At 61.6% G+C, this 18,873-nt stretch carries 14 protein-coding genes; 3 read left to right on the forward strand and 11 right to left on the reverse strand.

Translation table 11 applies throughout. The features are described from left to right. Nucleotides 1-185 precede the first annotated feature (185 nt). Together O1W68_RS13880 and ndk are read right to left on the reverse strand one after the other, a co-directional pair. A complete protein-coding gene (locus O1W68_RS13880; RefSeq protein WP_269304372.1) occupies nt 186-3,638 on the reverse strand; it encodes a translation initiation factor IF-2 N-terminal domain-containing protein in 3,453 nt (1,150 codons plus the stop codon). A 505-nt stretch (nt 3,639-4,143) separates the two neighbouring features. Further along, a complete protein-coding gene (gene ndk / locus O1W68_RS13885; RefSeq protein WP_269304374.1) occupies nt 4,144-4,557 on the reverse strand; it encodes a nucleoside-diphosphate kinase in 414 nt (137 codons plus the stop codon). Here ndk and O1W68_RS21630 point away from each other — a divergent pair. Then, nucleotides 4,544-4,699, forward strand: coding sequence for a hypothetical protein (locus tag O1W68_RS21630; protein WP_442972356.1), 156 nt, complete (start codon nt 4,544-4,546; stop codon nt 4,697-4,699). The genes ndk and O1W68_RS21630 overlap by 14 nt on opposite strands. Here O1W68_RS21630 and O1W68_RS13890 read toward each other — a convergent pair. The 6 genes from O1W68_RS13890 to O1W68_RS13915 form a co-directional block, all read right to left on the reverse strand. After that, complete coding sequence (locus tag O1W68_RS13890) at nt 4,640-5,044, reverse strand: DUF4233 domain-containing protein (RefSeq protein ID WP_269304376.1); 405 nt, start codon at nt 5,042-5,044, stop codon at nt 4,640-4,642. The genes O1W68_RS21630 and O1W68_RS13890 overlap by 60 nt on opposite strands. Then, entirely contained in the window at nt 5,041-6,465 is a 1,425-nt protein-coding gene (gene folC, locus O1W68_RS13895; protein WP_442972357.1) for a bifunctional tetrahydrofolate synthase/dihydrofolate synthase, read from the reverse strand. The genes O1W68_RS13890 and folC overlap by 4 nt, the downstream gene beginning before the upstream one ends. Next, entirely contained in the window at nt 6,465-9,167 is a 2,703-nt protein-coding gene (locus O1W68_RS13900) for a valine--tRNA ligase (protein WP_269304380.1), read from the reverse strand. The genes folC and O1W68_RS13900 overlap by 1 nt, the downstream gene beginning before the upstream one ends. Before the next feature lie 69 nt (nt 9,168-9,236). Continuing rightward, nucleotides 9,237-11,258 carry a S9 family peptidase gene (locus tag O1W68_RS13905; protein WP_269304382.1) on the reverse strand — a complete coding sequence of 674 codons (2,022 nt, stop codon included), beginning with the start codon at nt 11,256-11,258 and terminating at the stop codon, nt 9,237-9,239. 36 nt (nt 11,259-11,294) lie between these two features. Further along, nucleotides 11,295-12,080: a SigB/SigF/SigG family RNA polymerase sigma factor gene (locus O1W68_RS13910; protein ID WP_084344662.1), complete on the reverse strand. Its 786-nt coding sequence runs from the start codon at nt 12,078-12,080 to the stop codon at nt 11,295-11,297. Continuing rightward, on the reverse strand, nt 12,080-12,502 hold the full coding sequence (locus O1W68_RS13915) for an ATP-binding protein (protein WP_269304385.1): 423 nt from the start codon (nt 12,500-12,502) through the stop codon (nt 12,080-12,082). Before O1W68_RS13915 ends, O1W68_RS13910 begins: the two co-directional genes overlap by 1 nt. Before the next feature lie 293 nt (nt 12,503-12,795). Here O1W68_RS13915 and malQ point away from each other — a divergent pair, with 293 nt between their 5' ends. After that, nucleotides 12,796-14,928: a 4-alpha-glucanotransferase gene (gene malQ / locus O1W68_RS13920; protein ID WP_269304387.1), complete on the forward strand. Its 2,133-nt coding sequence runs from the start codon at nt 12,796-12,798 to the stop codon at nt 14,926-14,928. 65 nt (nt 14,929-14,993) lie between these two features. Beyond that, on the forward strand, nt 14,994-15,818 hold the full coding sequence (gene fdhD / locus O1W68_RS13925; protein WP_269304389.1) for a formate dehydrogenase accessory sulfurtransferase FdhD: 825 nt from the start codon (nt 14,994-14,996) through the stop codon (nt 15,816-15,818). 73 nt (nt 15,819-15,891) lie between these two features. Here fdhD and clpX read toward each other — a convergent pair whose 3' ends face one another. The 3 genes from clpX to O1W68_RS13940 all read right to left on the reverse strand — a co-directional run bounded on the left by clpX (nt 15,892) and on the right by O1W68_RS13940 (nt 18,826). Then, entirely contained in the window at nt 15,892-17,172 is a 1,281-nt protein-coding gene (gene clpX / locus O1W68_RS13930; protein WP_269304391.1) for an ATP-dependent Clp protease ATP-binding subunit ClpX, read from the reverse strand. 313 nt (nt 17,173-17,485) lie between these two features. Next, nucleotides 17,486-18,127 (reverse strand): ATP-dependent Clp protease proteolytic subunit, encoded by a 642-nt coding sequence (locus tag O1W68_RS13935; protein WP_084344656.1) that lies wholly within the window; start codon nt 18,125-18,127, stop codon nt 17,486-17,488. A gap of 48 nt (nt 18,128-18,175) precedes the next feature. After that, complete coding sequence (locus tag O1W68_RS13940; RefSeq protein WP_269304393.1) at nt 18,176-18,826, reverse strand: ATP-dependent Clp protease proteolytic subunit; 651 nt, start codon at nt 18,824-18,826, stop codon at nt 18,176-18,178. Nucleotides 18,827-18,873: the final 47 nt, after the last annotated feature.

Genomic DNA, 18,873 nt, shown 5'->3' on the forward strand with positions numbered 1-18,873 from the left:
GCAACACGACTGGTCTGGATCGTGCATGTGATTCTTGCGGTATTTCTTGCGGTGTTACTTACTACCGGGTGCGTCCGCCGCCGCACTCGAACGAAAGGCCGTCGAGGCACAGCAGAAAATTGTCACCGGCAGCGACCTTGTCAGGTTACGGCAGACGGGCAGTCGTGGTCAAACTGCCCGTCGACTCACATATCCGCGTCCACCGGCGGCCCTGCCGGGCGTGCCGCCGCCCGACGTCGGCGAGGCTTCTTCACGGGCACCTCGTCCGTGGTGGGAGCACTGGAAACCGGTTCGGCGGCCGTCGTGACCGCAGGCTCCGGCGGCACTGCCGGCTCCTCGTGTGTAGCAGGAATCACGAATACGGCAGCTGCGTCGGGAGTCTCGGCCGTCGGTGCCGCTGCCTTGCGAGCAACACGGCGACCACGACGCGCTTTGACGACCGGTTCCGGCGACTCCTCGGCGACAGCCGAGTCTGCTGCCTTTTCGACAGCATTCTCCGGGACCGTCAGGTCCGGCTGTACCTCGGACGACACCGTCCCGGTCGATTCTGGCTCGGTCGATTCTGGCTCGGTCGATTCTGGCACGATGTCCCGGCCTCGAGCACGAGCCACCTCGGCGGCATCGATGATCCTCGGCTCCGAAGACGTACTCGAATCCGAGTGTGCATCGAGCACCTCGGCTGGAGTGACATCGTCGACAACGTCGTCGTGATGCGCAGCCATGGCGAGGGCCACGGGGTGTGCACGCTTCACCGACGGGTCCGGTGTGTGCTCGTGCGCCTCGGGCTGGCTCTTCGGTGCAGGACTGTTCGTATTGTCAGCCGCGTTGTCGGTCTTGTCGCTGTCCGACTTGTCGTTGTCGGATCTGTCGCGACCGCGGCGTTTGCGCGGCGTACTCGAATCGGAGCGCGGTGAAGAGGACCGCGAGCCGTCATCGGTCTTCGCCTCGACCGGGTACGGGTGAACCATGATCCCCCGGCCCTGGCAGTGTTCGCACGTGGTCGAGAACGCTTCGACGAGACCTGTGCCCATCTTCTTACGCGTCATCTGAACGAGCCCGAGTGACGTCACCTCGGACACCTGATGGCGCGTCCGGTCGCGACCGAGGGACTCGGTAAGCCGGCGCAACACCAGGTCCCGGTTGGATTCGAGCACCATATCGATGAAGTCGACGACGATCATTCCGCCGATGTCGCGTAGACGCATCTGCCGAACGATCTCTTCGGCGGCCTCGAGGTTGTTCCGCGTCACCGTCTCCTCGAGGTTGCCGCCTGCACCGGTGAACTTGCCGGTGTTGACGTCGACCACGGTCATCGCCTCGGTGCGATCGATGACGAGCGTGCCTCCGGACGGTAGCCAGACTTTACGGTCGAGCGCCTTGGCCAACTGCTCGTCGACCCGATGCGCTTCGAACACGTCCGGGCGACCGGGCTCGGCGATGTGGCGCTCGAGCTTGTGCAGCATGTCCGCTGCCACCGTCTCGATGTACGAAGACGTCGTGTCCCAGGCCTTGTCACCTTCGATGACAAGTTTGACGAAATCCTCGTTGAACAAGTCACGGATAACCTTGACCAGCAGATCAGGCTCTTCGTACAGTGCCTGCGGTTGAGAACCCTTGCCTGTTTCCGCCTTGGCCGACGCTTCTTCGATAGTCGCCCACTGTGTCTGCAGACGGATCACGTCACGCGCGAGCTCATCTTCACTGACGCCTTCGGCTGCGGTACGGATGATCACCCCGGCCTCGGGAGGAACGATATCGCGAAGAATCTCCTTCAGACGCTTCCGCTCGGTGTCGGGCAACTTGCGACTGATACCCGTCGAGCTGCCACCGGGCACATAGACCAGGTAGCGGCCCGCCAGCGACAGCTGAGTCGTCAGACGTGCACCCTTGTGCCCGACCGGATCCTTGCTCACCTGCACCAAAACCTGGTCACCCGGCTTGAGCGCCTGTTCGATCTTGCGAGAGTTGCCACCGAGACCTGCTGCGTCCCAGTTGACCTCCCCGGCATACAGGACGCCGTTACGACCACGGCCGATATCGATGAACGCAGCTTCCATGCTCGGCAGTACGTTCTGCACACGGCCGAGGTAGACGTTGCCGACCATCGACGCGGACGCACTACTGGTGACGAAGTGCTCGACCAGTACGCCGTCTTCGAGAACGGCGACCTGTGTGGTCACTCCGTTGTCGGGGAACGACTTTTCCCGGACGACCATGACGCGGTCGACCGACTCGCGACGTGCCAGGAACTCCGACTCGGTGAGAATCGGTGGCCGTCGGCGTCCGGCATCACGTCCGTCGCGGCGGCGCTGACGTTTCGCTTCGAGTCGAGTCGAGCCGGTGATTCCCTGGACCTCGTCCTTGCTACGGGACTTGTTCCGCGGTTCGCGCTCGTGCACGACGGTGTTCGGTGGGTCGTCCTCGGTCTCGGTGGACTCGGACGAGGCATCACCGGTGCTGCGGCGACGACGACGTCTGCGGCGGCGGCGGCTCGAACCGTCGGACGAATCCTCGTCGTCGTCGTTTTCGTCGGCAGAGTCGACCGGCGAATCGACCGACTCTTCCGATTCCGTATCCGCAGCCTGCTTCTGGGCATCGTCCGTATCGCTGGATTTGGCGTTCGAACGACTACGACCACGGCGACGTGAACGACGCTCGCCCGCTGGCTTGTCGTCGTTCTCGGAGTCGCTATCCGAATTGTCGGAATCGGCACTCTGCGCGTCTGCTACGCCGGAATCAGCGGGGTCGGATTCAGCCGAGCCGGATACGGATTCATCGGACTCGGAAGAGTGCGTGTCCGAAGACGACGACGCTGCGTCCTCACTCGAATCGTCGTCACCCTCGGAGGCATCGTCCGAATCTTCGTCCGAACTACCATCGGCAGACTGTTCCCCACGTCCGCGGCCACGACCACGGCGACCGCGCCGACGCCGCCTGGGTTGCGACTGATCGTCGTTGTCTTCCGAATTGTCGGCATCTTCGGAGGTGTCCGAGCTGTCGACGGTGTCCGAGGCGTCGACTGTGTCAGAGGTGTCGACTGTGTCCGAAATGTCGGTTGTGTCAGTGCGGTCGGCGACTGCATCCGGAGCGGCCTCGACAGCGGGCTTACCGCGAACGGGAGCCTTGTCCGGCTCGATGACCGGATCGGCAGCGAGAACCGATGGATCTTCGACGGCAGGCGTCGATGTGAGCTCAGCGGCAGGACCTGCGGCTTTCCGGCTTCGTCGACGCTTGGGAGCCTCGACGATCGCTTCCGGCTGGAGGAACACCGGAGTTGCGAACGCAGGGCGCGCGGGAGGACTGTCCACTGCCGGCTCCTCGACAACAGGCACGGTCTCGACCACAATCGCGTCGGCCTTCACCACTGCTGCAGCCGGCGTCTCGGTCGCAGGTGCAAACGAGGAATACACCGTCTCGGCGACGTCGCGTCCCAGGCTCGACTGCGCGCTGCGCGCCTCTATTCCGAGCTCACCTAATTTGGCGAGAACCTGTTTACTGGTGACGCCCAGAATCTTCGCAAGTGCATGCACTCGGAGGCGCTCGGGGAACGCCGGACTTCGGCTGGATGACGATTCGTCATCGACCGAACTTCCTGAGTTCGAATTCTGTACATCTTCGGGCGGGGCTTGGTCGGCCACGTAAGTCTCCTCGGGCCCCCGGGCGCGTCCACCTGAGTCGAAGCTGGTGCGACGCGGCCACGCGAGAGCAATCCTAGTGTGCTGACGTCGGTTTGACGCCAGATCGTAAGTCGCGCTCCGCACGGAGTGCACCGTCCACAGCGAGTGGTCGGCGTACGGATGCACGGTGCCTGGCTGGATGGCTATGGTGTCCCGAGTCCGAGCGCCTGATCATCAAGCATGCCGCACGTGGGAGGTCTTCCTACGTGTTCGGCAGCGATGACGGGCATCGCACTGCGGGTGTCATCCGGTCACTTTCACGAGAACGTCACTTGCGTGACGCTCGTGTTCGGTGTTGCACAAAACTGGTAACGGCAAAATTTTTTTACTGGCAAAACTTGTCGAGGTAAAGCGTGTTGTGAAAGCAACCTTCACGAGTATCCCACACCGGGTGAAGCGAACCCGCCACGCCGCACCGATCTTGTAGTCGGCGGCACGGCGGGCGAGCCCGAATTAGTGTCGAGAATCAGGAAAGGCCTGGAAACCACAACGCGATCTCACGCTCGGCGGACTCGACGGAGTCCGATCCGTGCACGAGGTTCTGCTGTCCGTCGAGGGCAAGATCTCCGCGGATGGTTCCTGGAACCGCCTTCTCGACCGGGTCGGTGCCACCCCCGATCTGGCGGAACGCAGCGATAGCTCTCGGTCCTTCCAACACCGCGGCGACGACGGGTCCAGAGGTGATGAACTCGAGTAGCGCTGGGAAGAACGGCCTGTCCTTATGTTCGGCGTAGTGCGCACCGGCCAGTTCGAGGGAAACGGATTTGAGTTCCAGTGCTGCGATACTCAATCCCTTCTTCTCGATTCGGCCGAGAATCTCGCCTACGTAGCGGCGGGCAACTCCATCTGGCTTGATCAGTACAAGGGTGCGCTCGGTCACGAAAGTAGACAGTAGTGGACGGACCCCGACGACCTACGCTCAGACCCACCGCGGAGTGCCGATATTCGCGGGATTCGCAGTCTCAGTCCCGCTGACCTCTGAGCATGCCGCGTTCGATCCGTCGAGTGATGTCCCGCCGTAGGTACAGCAGATATATCCACACCGCGAGGAACACCACTCCCACGATTGCGATCGACAGGTGAATGAATCCACCGAGCAGAACGAACACCTGAAGAGCGAGATTGATCTGCATCGCCTGCGGTCGTCCTTGCATACCTGCGGCAAGCACGAACGCCACGGCCATCCCCACCAGGTACAACGTGGAGAACCAACCGAGGCCGCCCCCGACCGTCGACACGACGGGCAACGCGAGCAAAACGACGATGGCCTCGAGAACGAGCGTCCCTGCCATGACTCCGCGGAAGCCTTTCCACGGATCGATTGCCGGCGGCTTGAACTCGCTACCGCCCTCCCCTGCCTCACTCATACTGGCTCCTTTCCGAACAATGTTCGAGCTGCTCCGGCGGTGACTACCGATCCGGTGACGATCACCCCGGCACCCGAGACGGCCTCACCGGGATCTGCAACTTCCTCGGCGAGCCCGATGGCGGTCTCGAGCGCGTCGGCGAGCGTCGGGGCGACGACCACGCGCTCGTCGCCGAACTTGGCGACGGCCAGGCCTGCGAGTTCCTCGACGTCCATGGCTCGCGGTGATCCGTTGTGTGTGACGACGATTTCGTCGAACACCGGCTCGAGCACCGTCAACATGGCCTCGACGTCCTTGTCTCCCATGACACTGACAACTCCGACCAGTTTCCGGAAGTCGAATTCATCGGTGAGAGCCGCAGCGAGAGCTCTGGCCCCGTGTGGGTTGTGTGCAGCGTCGAGAAACACCGTTGGAGCATTGCGAACGCGTTCGAGCCTGCCAGGATTCACGATGGACGCGAAGGCCGCTCGAACGATGTCCACGTCGAGTTGATGATCGGCGCCCGCGCCGAAGAACGCCTCGACCGCGGCGAGCGCCAACGACGCGTTCGTCGCCTGATGCTCTCCGTGCAGCGGTAGGAAGATGTCGGTGTACACCCCACCGAGACCTTGCAACTCGAGTTGTTGACCGCCCACGGCGATCCGACGCGCGAGCACCCTGAATTCCGAACCCTGCCTGGCGACGGCAGCATCGGCTTCCACCGCGGCGCGCAACAGCACGTCGGCAACTTCGGGCTTCTGCTCGGCCAGGATGGCGACGGTGTCTCGCGGCACGAGCCGCTCCGGTGCTTTCTTGATGATTCCGGCTTTTTCTTTGGCGATACCACCGAGATCACCACCGAGAAACTCGACGTGGTCGATATCGATCGGGGTGATCACAGCTACTTCACCGTCGACGACGTTGGTGGCATCCCATCTACCACCGAGACCGACCTCCACGACGGCGACCTCGATCGGCGCCTCCGCGAACGCCGCGAACGCCATGGCGGTGGTGACCTCGAACTTGCTCATACGTGGTCCGCCTGCGGCCTCGGACTGCGCGTCGACCATCTCTACGAACGGAGCGATTTCGTTGTAGGTGTCCACGTACAACCGCGGCGAGATCGGGATGCCATCGACACTGATCCGCTCGGTCGCCAATTGCAGATGCGGACTGGTGGTCCGGCCTGTTCGGCGGTGAAAATGCGTCAGCAAGGCATCGATCATGCGGGTCACCGATGTCTTGCCGTTGGTACCGGCAACGTGAATCGACGGGTACGCCTTCTGCGGTGAACCCAAAAGGTCCATCAGCGCCGCGATCCGCGCGGTCGACGGCTCGATCTTCGTCTCCGGCCAACGCTTGTCCAGTTCCGCCTCGACAAGCGCCAATTCGGCCATATCCACCGGACTGGGTCGGGAAGGAGCTGAATAGGATTCGGACACTACTGACCCATCGTTTCTAGCCGTGTATTGATTCGCGCAATCTCTTCGACCGCGATCTGCTGTCGGCTCTTGATCTTTTCGACCACGGCGTCCGGGGCTTTGGCGAGAAATGCCTCGTTGCTCAGTTTGCTCGTCGTCTGCATCAGTTCTTTCTCGGACGCGGCGAGGTCTTTGACGAGCCGCGCGCGTTCGGCAACGAGGTCGACGGTTCCTGAAGTGTCGAGCTCGACCGTCACCGTCGCCTTCGTCAGTCGAACCTCCACGGATGCAGTAACGGTGAAATTTTCGGCAGGTTCGATCAGTCGTGCGAGAGCGCGAGTGGCATGAACCTGAGTGGACAGATCGGCGTCGGTGATCCCGACGAGCCTTGCACCGACCTTCTGCGACGGTTTGAGACCCTGGTCGCTGCGGAAGCGTCGAACCTCGGTCACGAGCTTTTGCATATCTGCAACACGCTGTGCAGCAACCACATCCGCGATGTCTCCGGATGCGACGGGCCACGATGTGATGACGATCGACTCGCCACCGGTCAACACCTTCCACAACGTTTCGGTGACGAACGGAATGACCGGATGCAAGAGCCTCAGCAGCGCATCGAGCACGTTGCCGAGCACGGTACGAGTCGAATCAGCCTGTGCGGTATCACCGAACTGCACTTTGGCGATCTCCAGATACCAGTCGCATACTTCGTCCCACGCGAAGTGGTACAACGCCTCACAGGCCTTGCTGAACTCGTAGCGCTCGAATGCGACGTCGACCTCGGCGCGCACTTCGTCGAGGCGATCGAGAATCCACCGGTCGGCGTCCGTCAGTTCCGCTCGCGCCGGAAGTGGCGCAGGCGCAGCGCCGTTCATCAAGGCGAACTTGGTCGCGTTGAACAGCTTGTTGGCGAAGTTACGTGAGGACTGCGCGTGATCCTCGCCGACCGACAGGTCCGCACCCGGGTTTGCACCACGAGCGAGGGTGAAACGCAACGCATCTGCCCCGAAGCGGTCGACCCAGTCGAGTGGATCGATACCGTTTCCTCGGGACTTCGACATCTTTTTCCCGAACTGGTCACGCACCAGCCCGTGCAGGAAGATGTCCTTGAACGGCACCTTATTGCCGGCCTCCCCCGAACCCAGTGCCGGATCGGATGCGACGTAGGTGCCGAACATCATCATGCGGGCGACCCAGAAGAACAGGATGTCGTAGCCGGTGACCAGAACGCTGGTGGGGTAGAACTTGGCGAGCTCGTCGGTTGCATCGGGCCAACCCATAGTGGAGAACGGCCACAACCCGGACGAGAACCACGTGTCGAGGACGTCGGGATCCTGCACCCAACCCTCGGGCGGCGTTTCGTCGGCGCCGAGGCACACCGTCTCACCGTTCGGGCCGTACCAGATAGGTATGCGGTGACCCCACCACAGCTGACGCGAAATGCACCAGTCGTGCATGTTGTCGACCCACGCGAACCAGCGGGGCTCCTGACTCGCCGGATGGATAGTCGTCTCGCCGTTGCGAATTGCATCACCCGCAGCGGCTGCGAGCCCATCGACCTTGACCCACCACTGCAACGACAGACGCGGCTCGATCGACTCACCGCTGCGTTCGGAGTGTCCGACGCTGTGCAAGTAAGGACGCTTTTCGGCAACGACGCGTCCTTGCTCGGCCAGCGCCTCACGAACCTTGATTCGGGCCTCGAACCTGTCCATGCCGTCGAACTCGGTTCCGGTGTCGGCAATCCGACCTGCCTTGTCCATGATCGTGGGCATGGGCAGGTTGTGCCGCAACCCCATCTCGAAGTCGTTGGGATCATGGGCAGGGGTGATCTTGACTGCGCCCGTGCCGAATTCGGGATCGACGTAGTCGTCGGCGATGATCGGGATCTGTCTGCCGGTGAACGGGTGCTCCAGGGTCGTTCCGAGCAGATGCTGGTAGCGGGCATCGTCCGGGTGAACTGCCACCGCAGTGTCGCCGAGCATCGTCTCGACGCGAGTGGTAGCGACGACGACGTGGGGCTCGTCGTCGTTCAACGAGCCGTACCGCAGAGAAACGAGCTCGCCTTCGACGTCCTCGAACTTGACCTCGATATCGGAAATGGCGGTCTGCAGCACGGGTGACCAGTTGACCAGCCGCTCCGCCCGGTAGATCAAGCCGTCGTCGAACATTCGCTTGAAGATGGTCTGTACTGCCTTCGAGAGGCCGTCGTCCATAGTGAAGCGCTCGCGAGACCAGTCGACGCCGTCACCGATGCGGCGCATCTGGCCGCCGATGGTGCCTCCCGACTCACGCTTCCAGTCCCACACCTTGTCGATGAAGAGTTCCCGGCCGAAGTCTTCCTTGGTCTTCCCCTCGGCCGCGAGCTGCTTCTCCACCACGGTCTGCGTCGCGATACCCGCATGATCCATTCCCGGCAGCCACAGGACCTCGAATCCGAGCATGCGCTTACGACGGCTCAACGCGTCCATCAACGTGTGATCGAGCGCGTGACCCATGTGCAGACTTCCCGTCACGTTCGGTGGGGGAAGCACGATCGAGTACGGAGGCTTGTCGCTCGTGGCGTCGGCTTCGAAGTAGCCTGCGTCGACCCAGCCCTGATAAAGCTCGGCCTCTACCGCGCTCGGGTCCCAGCTCTTCGGCAATCCGACTGGGTCGTTACCCACGCTGCGGTCCTGGGCGTCGGCGGGGTTGGCTGGGTTCTCTGGCACTGAACTGGTCACCGGTCGATTCTAGTTGTCAGCCGATTCGATACCGACAGGCCCACTACCGGCCCCACTGCCGGTGCCCGGTCAGCCCAATATCTCGGGGATCTCCGTCTCGATTCCGAGTACGTGTTCGGAAAGGAACGACAGTACGACCTCATACCAGATCTTGGCGTGTTGTGGAGTGAGGACCCAGTGATTCTCGGACGGAAAGTACAACAACCGATGGTCGGTCTTTCCTTCGTCATCGGTGGGAAGTCCGGATTCGCTGAGCAGTTCGAACCACAGACGAAGACCTTCACCGATGGGTACGCGGTAGTCCTTGTCTCCGTGAATGACCAGCATCGGCGTATCGATGTCTGCCACGTACAGGTGCGGTGAGTTCTCGAAGGCCATCTCGGGTGACATCTCGCGCTGCCAGTAGTACGCGGCGTCGGTGGTGGGGCCGAACTGATCGAGCGCCCACAGGCCGGCGTGGGTGACGATCGCATCGAAACGGTCGGTGTGGCCGGCGATCCAATTCGCCATGTATCCGCCGAACGATCCTCCCATCGCTGCGGTGCGTGTGCCGTCGACCTCTTCGAGCGCGGCAGCAGCATCGGTGACGGCCATCAGATCGGTGAACGGTTCCTTGCCCCACCGCCCCCAGCCACGATCGACGAAACTCTGGCCGTAGCCGGTGGACAGCGCGGGGTCCGGCAACAACACCGCATACCCTTTCGCGACCATTACCCAGGGATTCCAACGCCACGACCACGTGTTCCACGAAGACAGCGGCCCACCGTGCACCCAGAGCAGAAGCGGTGCCGGTGCCGACTCCGACGCATCGGCCGGTAGCGCAAGCCACGCGCGAACATTCCGGCCGTCCTCGGTCACGGTCTCGACCTCGGTCAATGTTCCAGGCAGCGCCGGTAATGGGTCCGGGAGTGCCAACGGAAACACCACACCCGACTCGATGTCGATCCGAACCGGATGCATGGGTTGCCGGTACGACGCCTCCAATGCCATGACGACCCCGGTCGACGCCACGTGGAGGTGGCTGTACGCGGAATCGGTTGTGGTCACCGGGTTGGCCCCGCCGTCGCGCACCAGGAATACCGGGGCACGACCCCGGTCGTCGGCGACCACCAACACTCCGGTGCCATCGGACAACCACACCGGATTCGACGGCCATCGATCCCATCCAGGAGCCAGATCGGACACCGTTCGATCTTCGAATACATACTGTTGCAATGTCATTCGAGGCGCTTGTTCCGGCGTCGACAACGATTCACGGATGAAGGCCACTCGTGAACCGTCCGGTGAGATCGACGGCGAGCCGAGATCGGCATCATCGTCGTCGACGATCGTGGTGCGCGTTCCGGTGTCGAGGTCGACTCGGATCAGCACAGTGCGCGACGTTGCCAGCGCACCTCGAACCGTCCAGGTCGACACGACGAACGAACCGTCGGCGCTGATGCTGTAGGACGCCTCGTGAAGAGCTCCTTCGGCGTTCGCGGTGACACGACGGGGGTCGCTGTCACGGTCGCCGACATACAGATGCGGGGTCGCCGGTCCGAGGTCTTGATCCCAATGGCGAACAGGGTAGCCGGTGTGCAGAATTGCGCCGACCTTCTTGTTCTTACGCAACTGACGAAGGCGCTCGTCTTCCTCGTCGGTCCCGGCAGAACGCATGACCTCGGACATCGCCACGAAACGTGAAGAATGGCTCGCTGTTTCCACACCGGAGTAACCGGCGCCACGCTTCGAAACAACGTGGGCCTCACCGACACCAGCAGGCAAGCACCACACTGCTACCGACTCGTCGTCCTCTGACGTTCGACGCAGAAAGTAGAGGTCTCCGTCAGCGGTGAACGCGGGACCGCTCTCGCCGTGTTCACTCCACGTCAAACGCCGGGCGGGAGCCGAACCCTCGACGTCGATTTCCCAGAGAGCGCCGACATAGGCCACCTTGTCGATGTCGAGCCTTGAAACGACGACGACGACTCTCGATCCGTCCACGGACATCGCCATATCCGACACCCGCGGCGCCGCCATGTATCGATCCAGGTCGTCGAACACTGTGGCTACTGCAGGTGGCACCTGGGCACTCCTCGAGGCTGAAGACATCGTCGCCCGATGCTACGGCGCGGAGCCGACTCGCGGTCAGCTCGGCCCGAGTTCCTCGCGCAGTTGGGTGAGCGTTCTCGACAGAATTCTCGACACATGCATCTGTGAAATGCCCATGCGGTCGGCAATCTGGGTCTGCGTCATCGAACCGAAGAATCGCAGAACGACGATCTGCCGCTCACGCTCAGGCAGCTTCTCGAGCGCCGGCCGCACGGTGAGGTAGCTTTCCATCTTCTCGAGTTCCGGGTCGTAGTCGCCGAGGGTATCCATCAGCGGCAAGCGATCCTCGCTCACTACCGAGTCGACGGATACCGTCTGATAGGCGCTGCGAGCCAGCAGTGCCTGCGATGCTTCCTTGACATCGATGCCAAGTTCAGCGGCTATCTCACTGGCCGTCGGCGCGCGGCCCAGCTTTTGCGACAGCGACCCCACCGCGCCCGAGATCATAGAGTTGAGCTCTTTCATCCGCCGCGGGACGCGGACCGACCAACCAGCGTCTCGGAAGTACCGACGCGCCTCACCCATGATGGTCGGCACTGCGAAGGAAACGAAGTCGGATCCACGTTCGATGTCGAACCGATCGACGGCATTGACGAGACCGAGCCTCGCGACCTGAAGCAGATCTTCGTGAGCTTCACCGCGACCACCGAAGCGTCGCGCGATGTGCTCCGCGAGGGGCAGGCATCGAGTGATGATGCGATCGCGAAGAACTTGCCGCTGCGGTGAATCCTTGTCCAACAACTGCATCTCTTGGATGAGTGGGACTACTTCGCTGTAGTCGTCGGACTGACGCCGCGCGGTCTTTTCGTACGGCGCAGGCACTAGGTGTTGCTCCTCCGCTTGACCACGTCCACCGACACGGACATTCCGTCTTGTGTGGACTGCTCGCTCATCGCGATCGAATCGGTCAATGTCTGCAGAACGTGCCAGCCGAAGCTATCGGACTTCGGCACCTGATCGGGAACCAGGACCGAACTCGAAGAAATCCGTATGCCGCTCTCGCTCACGGTGAAGGCACAGGTTAGCTCTGCACCGGGTAGCGCCCCGGCGATCAGTTCCGAGCACACCTCGTCCACTACCAACTTGATGTCGGCAATGTCGTCGAGGGTGAAATCACCAAGGACCGCAAGCGTTTCGGCGACCGCACGTACTACCGGCAATTGCTCGGCGTCCGCGACAACGCGCAGCTCGACCGGCGCGCCAGAGTTGCGCTCCAGCTCTTCGATCTTGCCGACGCCAGTCATCCGCTCTCCCTATCAGTCGTCCAAAAGTCTCTGTCGGTCGAAATCATGTGGCCCCTTAGGAACGCAACTGCATCGGCCGGAGTCAGAGTACCCGGGTCGACCAAGTTCAATCCTTGCGAGTCGCTTCGTTTCCCACGCCGGTAGATTTCGGCACGAGACAGCACAGACCCCGACCGTGAACGGCAACTTTCCCGACGGTGGAGCGCTCGGGCGCGAGGTTCATTCTCGCGTCGATCGGCGGCTGTGGTGTGTCAGCAGGTGACGTGAACTGTCGGTACTGGCACGATCAAGCTGTGGACTACACAGTGCAGTTGGCCGAACTCGCCGAAAGATCCGGTATCTCGACGTCCTATCGGGGCTGGGATCAGGCCGAGCACGAGGTATCCGAGCAGACCCTGCAGCAGATACTCCGAGCACGAGGTATCGCCGCCGAGAACGAAACGGAGGTTGCCCGGTCCCTTGTCGATCTCGACGAGGGACCGTGGCGCCGCATGGTCCCACCGGTCGTCGTGACGATTTTCGGTGAACCGCAAACCGTGGAAATTCATGTGCCCCATGGAGATCCCGTCACCGTCACGATCACGACAGAAACCGGTGAGCTGGTTCTGCTGCAGCAGGTTCAGATCTGGGTCGAACCACGCGACATCGACGGCGAGCGAGTCGGCCGCGCCACTTTCGATATTCCCGGCGATATCCCTCCCGGCTGGCACACCCTGACCGCGGTGAGTGCGCCTGATTCCAACCACGCGACGACAGCGCAGTGTCCGATCGCGGTGACACCGAAGCGACTCTCGACCAACGATGCATTGACCAATACACAGCGAACCGGTCTTCTGACGCAGTTGTACTCCGTCCGCTCGAACAGGTCATGGGGCGTCGGTGACTATGCCGATCTGGCCGATCTGGCCGCCGTGGCAGGAGGAACCCATGGGTTCGACTATCTCCTCGTCAACCCGATGCACGCCCAGCGTCCCGCCCCACCGGTGGAGGCATCCCCTTACCTGCCCACCACGAGGCGCTTTTTCGACCCGATGTACATCAGGGTCGAGGACATCGCGGAAACCGCGTACCTGAGCCGTGATCAGTACGCCAAGGTTCGCGAAGCGGCACGCAGTTTCGTCAAGGCGAACAAGCGCACCCGCAGCATCGACCGCGACCCATCCTTCCGCGCCAAACTTCGCGCCTTGAAGCGTATTCACCGCGTCGAGCGTTCAGTTGCACGGAAGTACGACTTCGACGCGTTCGTCGCGAGGGAAGGAAAGGGTCTCGACGACTTCGCCCTGTGGTGCGCACTGGCCGAGAAATATCGACCTGATTCTCCGGTCTGGTCGAGCACAGCGGCGCATCCGAACACCGACTTCGCCACCGGCCAGCGCAGGGCCCTCGCCGAACGTATCGATTTCCACAAATGGTTGCAGTGGATTTGCGACGAACAGCTCGACCGTGCGCAGCGCGTCGCCGTTGCATCCGGAATGGACATCGGGATCATGCACGATCTGGCGGTCGGGGTGCATCGACAGGGAGCCGACGCCTGGACGTTGGGAGATGCCCTGACCGCAGGCGTCACCGTCGGGGCACCACCGGACAACTTCAATCAGCAAGGCCAGAACTGGAACCAGCCGCCGTGGAACCCGGACAGACTCCGCGAACTGGGCTATGCGCCGTATCGCGACATGCTGAGAACGGTGCTTCGTCATGCCGGCGGCGTACGTGTCGACCACATACTCGGGCTATTCCGACTGTGGTGGATTCCAGAGGGCTCCGCAACCCCGGGCGAAGGAGCATACGTCCACTACGACTACGAGGCTTTGATCGGAATCCTCATCCTCGAGGCCGAGCGTGCCGGGGCTGTGGTGGTCGGCGAGGATTTGGGCGTTTTCGAGCCACGCGTGCAGGAATATCTGGGGCAACGTGGGCTTTTCGGTACTTCGATTCTGTGGTTCGAAAATGATCATGGAGCACCGATTGCACCGGAGAATTACCGCACGCTGTGCCTCACGTCGGTCACCACACATGATCTCCCGCCCACCCTCGGATATCTGAGGGGAGAACATATCGCCCTTCGCGATCGGCTCGGACTACTCGAACGAGATCTCGACGCCGAGATCGAGCAGGACACCGCAGGCCGGGAGGCAGTGCTCGATCTCGCCCGTGAGCGGGGTCTGCTCGCGCCAGGTGCCTCCGAGCAAGAGTCCATCGAAGCGTTGTATCGGCTCATCGTTCGGACCCCTTCGCGCCTGCTGGGAGTTGCACTCGTCGATGCAGTGGGCGAGAACAGAATTCAAAACCAGCCCGGCACCGATGAGACTCAATACGAGAATTGGCGGGTTCCACTGGCCGACTACAACGGGAAGGCGGTCTGGGTCGACGAACTTGTCGATCATCCACGGATGCTGGCCCTAGTAGCCGCACTGAGACGGGGGTAGACCGCGGTCCGCCACCGAGAGTGCACAATCGAGGAATGAACCAACCCACCAAGAGTGCTTGACCGATGGGACGCATCACAACCCGCAGGCCCGTGGTTCGGCTGAGGGGTCGGGTCGAGACGACTCGCCCCGACACCCTCGTCGTCGAGGAGCCGTTGGAGATCCGCGTGAACGGCACCGCACTGGCTGTCACGATGCGTACGCCCGGACATGACGTGGACCTCGTCCACGGTTTTCTGCTGACTGAGGGCGTCATCACGAGCCGAGACGATATCCGGATCGCGCGCTACTGCGACGGCGTGGACGACACCGGACAGAACACATACAACGTGCTCGACATCGAACTCGCGGAGGGAGTCGCACCGCCTGAGCCTGGAGTGGAACGCAATTTCTACACGACCTCTTCGTGCGGTGTGTGTGGAAAGGGATCACTCGAGGCGGTCCGCTCCAAGACCACGTACTCCCCTGTCGTCGACGACGTTCGCGTCAAGTCCGAGGTGTTGGCGATGCTACCGGACCGGTTGCGTCAGGCTCAGAAGATCTTCGATACCACCGGCGGCCTGCACGGCGCGGCGTTGTGTGACAGCGACGGTCAGGTCCTCGTTGTTCGCGAGGACGTGGGTCGGCACAACGCCGTCGACAAAGTACTCGGATGGGCGACCGGTGAGGGACTCATACCGTTGCGAGGCCACATATTGATGGTGAGCGCTCGGGCATCGTTCGAATTGGCGCAGAAGGCAGTGATGGCCGGCGTCCCGATTCTTGCCGCAGTGTCGGCGCCGTCTTCGCTCGCCGTGGATCTCGCGGAAGAATCCGGACTGACGGTCGTCGGGTTCCTTCGCGGCGAGAACATGAATCTGTACTCGCATACCGAGCGCATCCTGCGTTGAAAGTCCACCGAACGAGCCGAAGACGAGTGAAGCCCCGATCATCTGATCGGGGCTTCGCTCGTGAATATGCGAGCTATGCAGACTTTTCGCGACGCTCGGGGCGTTCGGGCTTGCGTGGAACGATTGTCGGCAACACATTGTCGTTGACGGTCTCGGAAGTCACGACGACCTTGGCAACGTCGTCGCGGCTCGGAATGTCGAACATCACGGGGTTGAGGACCTCTTCGAGAATGGCGCGGAGCCCACGAGCCCCTGTACCTCTCAGGATTGCCTGATCAGCAATAGCTTCGAGAGCGTCCTGAGTGAACTCCAACTCGACATTGTCCATCTCGAAGAGTCGACTGTACTGCTTGACCAGCGCATTCTTCGGCTCCGACAGGATGGTGACGAGGGATTCCTTGTCCAGATTGGTCACCGAGGCGATAACCGGGAGACGCCCGATGAACTCGGGGATCAGACCGAACTTGATCAGGTCCTCCGGCATGACCTCGGCAAAGTTGTCTTGGGTGTCGAGTTCGGCCTTCGACCGAACCTCCGCACCGAAGCCCAGACCGCGTTTACCGATCCGGTCCGAGACGATCCTCTCGAGGCCTGCAAAAGCACCGGCCACGATGAACAGCACGTTTGTCGTGTCGATCTGAATGAATTCCTGGTGTGGATGCTTGCGACCGCCCTGCGGAGGCACACTCGCCTGGGTTCCTTCGAGAATCTTCAACAGCGCCTGCTGCACACCCTCACCGGACACATCCCGAGTGATCGACGGATTCTCACTCTTGCGAGCGATCTTGTCGACCTCGTCGATATAGATGATGCCGGTCTCGGCTCGCTTCACATCGTAATCTGCTGCCTGAATCAACTTGAGGAGGATGTTCTCGACATCCTCACCCACGTAGCCGGCCTCGGTGAGTGCTGTGGCATCCGCTATCGCGAACGGCACGTTGAGCATCTTTGCAAGTGTCTGGGCCAAGTAGGTCTTGCCACATCCGGTGGGTCCGAGCATCAGGATGTTGGACTTGGCCAACTCGACGGTCTCACCCCGCGCATCGCGAGCTTTGTCCCCGGCCTGAATGCGCTTGTAGTGGTTGTAGACGGCCACGGCCAGCGTGCGCTTGGCAGTGTCCTGACCGATCACGTAGTTCTCGAGGAAGTCCCGAATCTCGGCCGGCTTCGGCAGATCGTCGAGTTTGACCTCGCTCGACTCCGCGAGCTCTTCTTCGATGATCTCATTGCACAGGTCGATGCACTCGTCACAGATGTACACACCAGGCCCTGCGATGAGCTTCTTCACCTGCTTCTGGCTCTTACCGCAGAAGGAGCACTTCAACAGATCGCCGCCGTCACCGATGCGTGCCATATTCGAGGTTCCTACTTCCTTGTTCGCGTCCGGCCGGTGGACACCATCACGATGTCGGCCCAGTCCTCGGCAACTTCTCGATCCACAACTCGTTCATGCCCTGAAGCGACCGTACCCGTGTTCGACGACCATGGGTGAGATGTTTCCGGTGATTCGCTGCCCAACTTATTCCGACCCCAACGTCTTGCTGGTCGAAGACAGCCGAAGCGTGTGAACGTTCGTGCTGAACAGGGTTGTCGGACGGGGTTGTCGGACGTAGAAGAGCTTGACCTACGCCCGACAACGAGAGGTCTCGCGGAGAGACCTGCTGGCACTACTTCTGTGCCGACAACTTTCGGTATTCGAAAACCGTGTCGATGATTCCGTAGTCCTTCGCCTGCGCGGCGGTCAGAATCTTGTCACGATCGGTATCCTTACGGATGACGTCGGGATCCTTACCGGTGTGCCGTCCAAGTGTGGTCTCCATGAGACGACGCATGCGCTCGATTTCCGCAGCCTGAATTTCGAGGTCCGAGACCTGGCCCTGGATGCCACCACTCGATGGCTGGTGGATCAGCACACGCGCATTCGGCAGAGCGGCGCGCTTTCCCGGTGTACCTGCGGCGAGCAACACGGCCGCCGCAGATGCTGCCTGTCCGAGGCAGACCGTCGCCACGTCCGCACGGACGTACTGCATGGTGTCGTAGATGGCCATCAGCGAGGTGAACGAACCACCAGGCGAGTTGATGTACATCGTGATGTCACGATCGGGATCGAGACCTTCCAACACGAGCAGCTGGGCCATGACGTCGTTGGCCGACGCATCATCGACCTGGACGCCGAGGAAGATGATGCGCTCCTCGAACAGCTTGTTGTACGGGTTGGATTCCTTCATGCCGTAGCTGGAGTGCTCGACGAAAGAAGGCAAGATGTACCGCGAGGACGGCATCTGATTGGGATCGAACAGGTTTGTCATCATTTCTCCAAGATGTAAGTGATCGAGGGATCGCCGGTCCGGGCGGATCTAGTCGCCGATTCCGCCGGCCTGCCGGGCACGGCTGACGACATGATCGACAAACCCGTACTCCTTTGCCGCTTTGGCGGTGAACCAGCGGTCACGATCGGAGTCTTCGGTGATCTGCTCGACGGTCTGGCCGGTGTGCAGCGCGATCAGTTCGGCCATCTCACGCTTGGTGTGCGCGAACTGCTCGGCCATGATGGCAATGTCACTGGCACTACCGCCGATTCCTGCCGAGGGCTGGTGCATCATGATCCGGGCGTGCGGGAGTGCGTAACGCTTTCCCTTGGCGCCTGCCGACAACAGGAACTGCCCCATGGATGCAGCCAAACCCATTCCGTAGGTAGCTACATCGCACTCGGCGAATTCCATGGTGTCGAAGATTGCCATGCCCGCGGTGACGGAGCCACCGGGAGAGTTGATGTAGAGCGAAATGTCGCGGGTGGCGTCCTCAGCAGACAGAAGGAGAATTTGAGCACACAGCTTGTTGGCGATGTCATCGTCGACCTGAGTACCGAGGAAGATGATGCGCTCGCGAAGCAGACGCTCGTACACGGAGTCGCTGAGATTAAGGCCGGAGGAGGCCGAAGTCATGACGGGACTCTGCTGACGCGAAGCCGCCGAATTCTGAACAGTCACGGTACCTGCCTTTTCCATACGATCGTTGGTTCCTGATACAGACACTAACGAAAGAAGGCGGCTCC

Source organism: Rhodococcus sp. H36-A4, from assembly GCF_027158005.1.
Taxonomy (GTDB): Bacteria; Actinomycetota; Actinomycetes; order Mycobacteriales; family Mycobacteriaceae; genus Rhodococcoides.

What these genes read in the sequence shown, in the direction of transcription:
- O1W68_RS13890 (WP_269304376.1), bottom strand. Translation starts at nt 5,044, where the DNA reads ATGAGTGAGGCAGGGGAGGGCGGTAGCGAGTTCAAGCCGCCGGCAATC.
- O1W68_RS13905 (WP_269304382.1), bottom strand. Translation starts at nt 11,258, where the DNA reads ATGTCTTCAGCCTCGAGGAGTGCCCAGGTGCCACCTGCAGTAGCCACA.
- O1W68_RS13915 (WP_269304385.1), bottom strand. Translation starts at nt 12,502, where the DNA reads ATGACTGGCGTCGGCAAGATCGAAGAGCTGGAGCGCAACTCTGGCGCG.
- fdhD (WP_269304389.1), top strand. Translation starts at nt 14,994, where the DNA reads ATGGGACGCATCACAACCCGCAGGCCCGTGGTTCGGCTGAGGGGTCGG.
- clpX (WP_269304391.1), bottom strand. Translation starts at nt 17,172, where the DNA reads ATGGCACGCATCGGTGACGGCGGCGATCTGTTGAAGTGCTCCTTCTGC.
- O1W68_RS13935 (WP_084344656.1), bottom strand. Translation starts at nt 18,127, where the DNA reads ATGACAAACCTGTTCGATCCCAATCAGATGCCGTCCTCGCGGTACATC.
- O1W68_RS13940 (WP_269304393.1), bottom strand. Translation starts at nt 18,826, where the DNA reads ATGGAAAAGGCAGGTACCGTGACTGTTCAGAATTCGGCGGCTTCGCGT.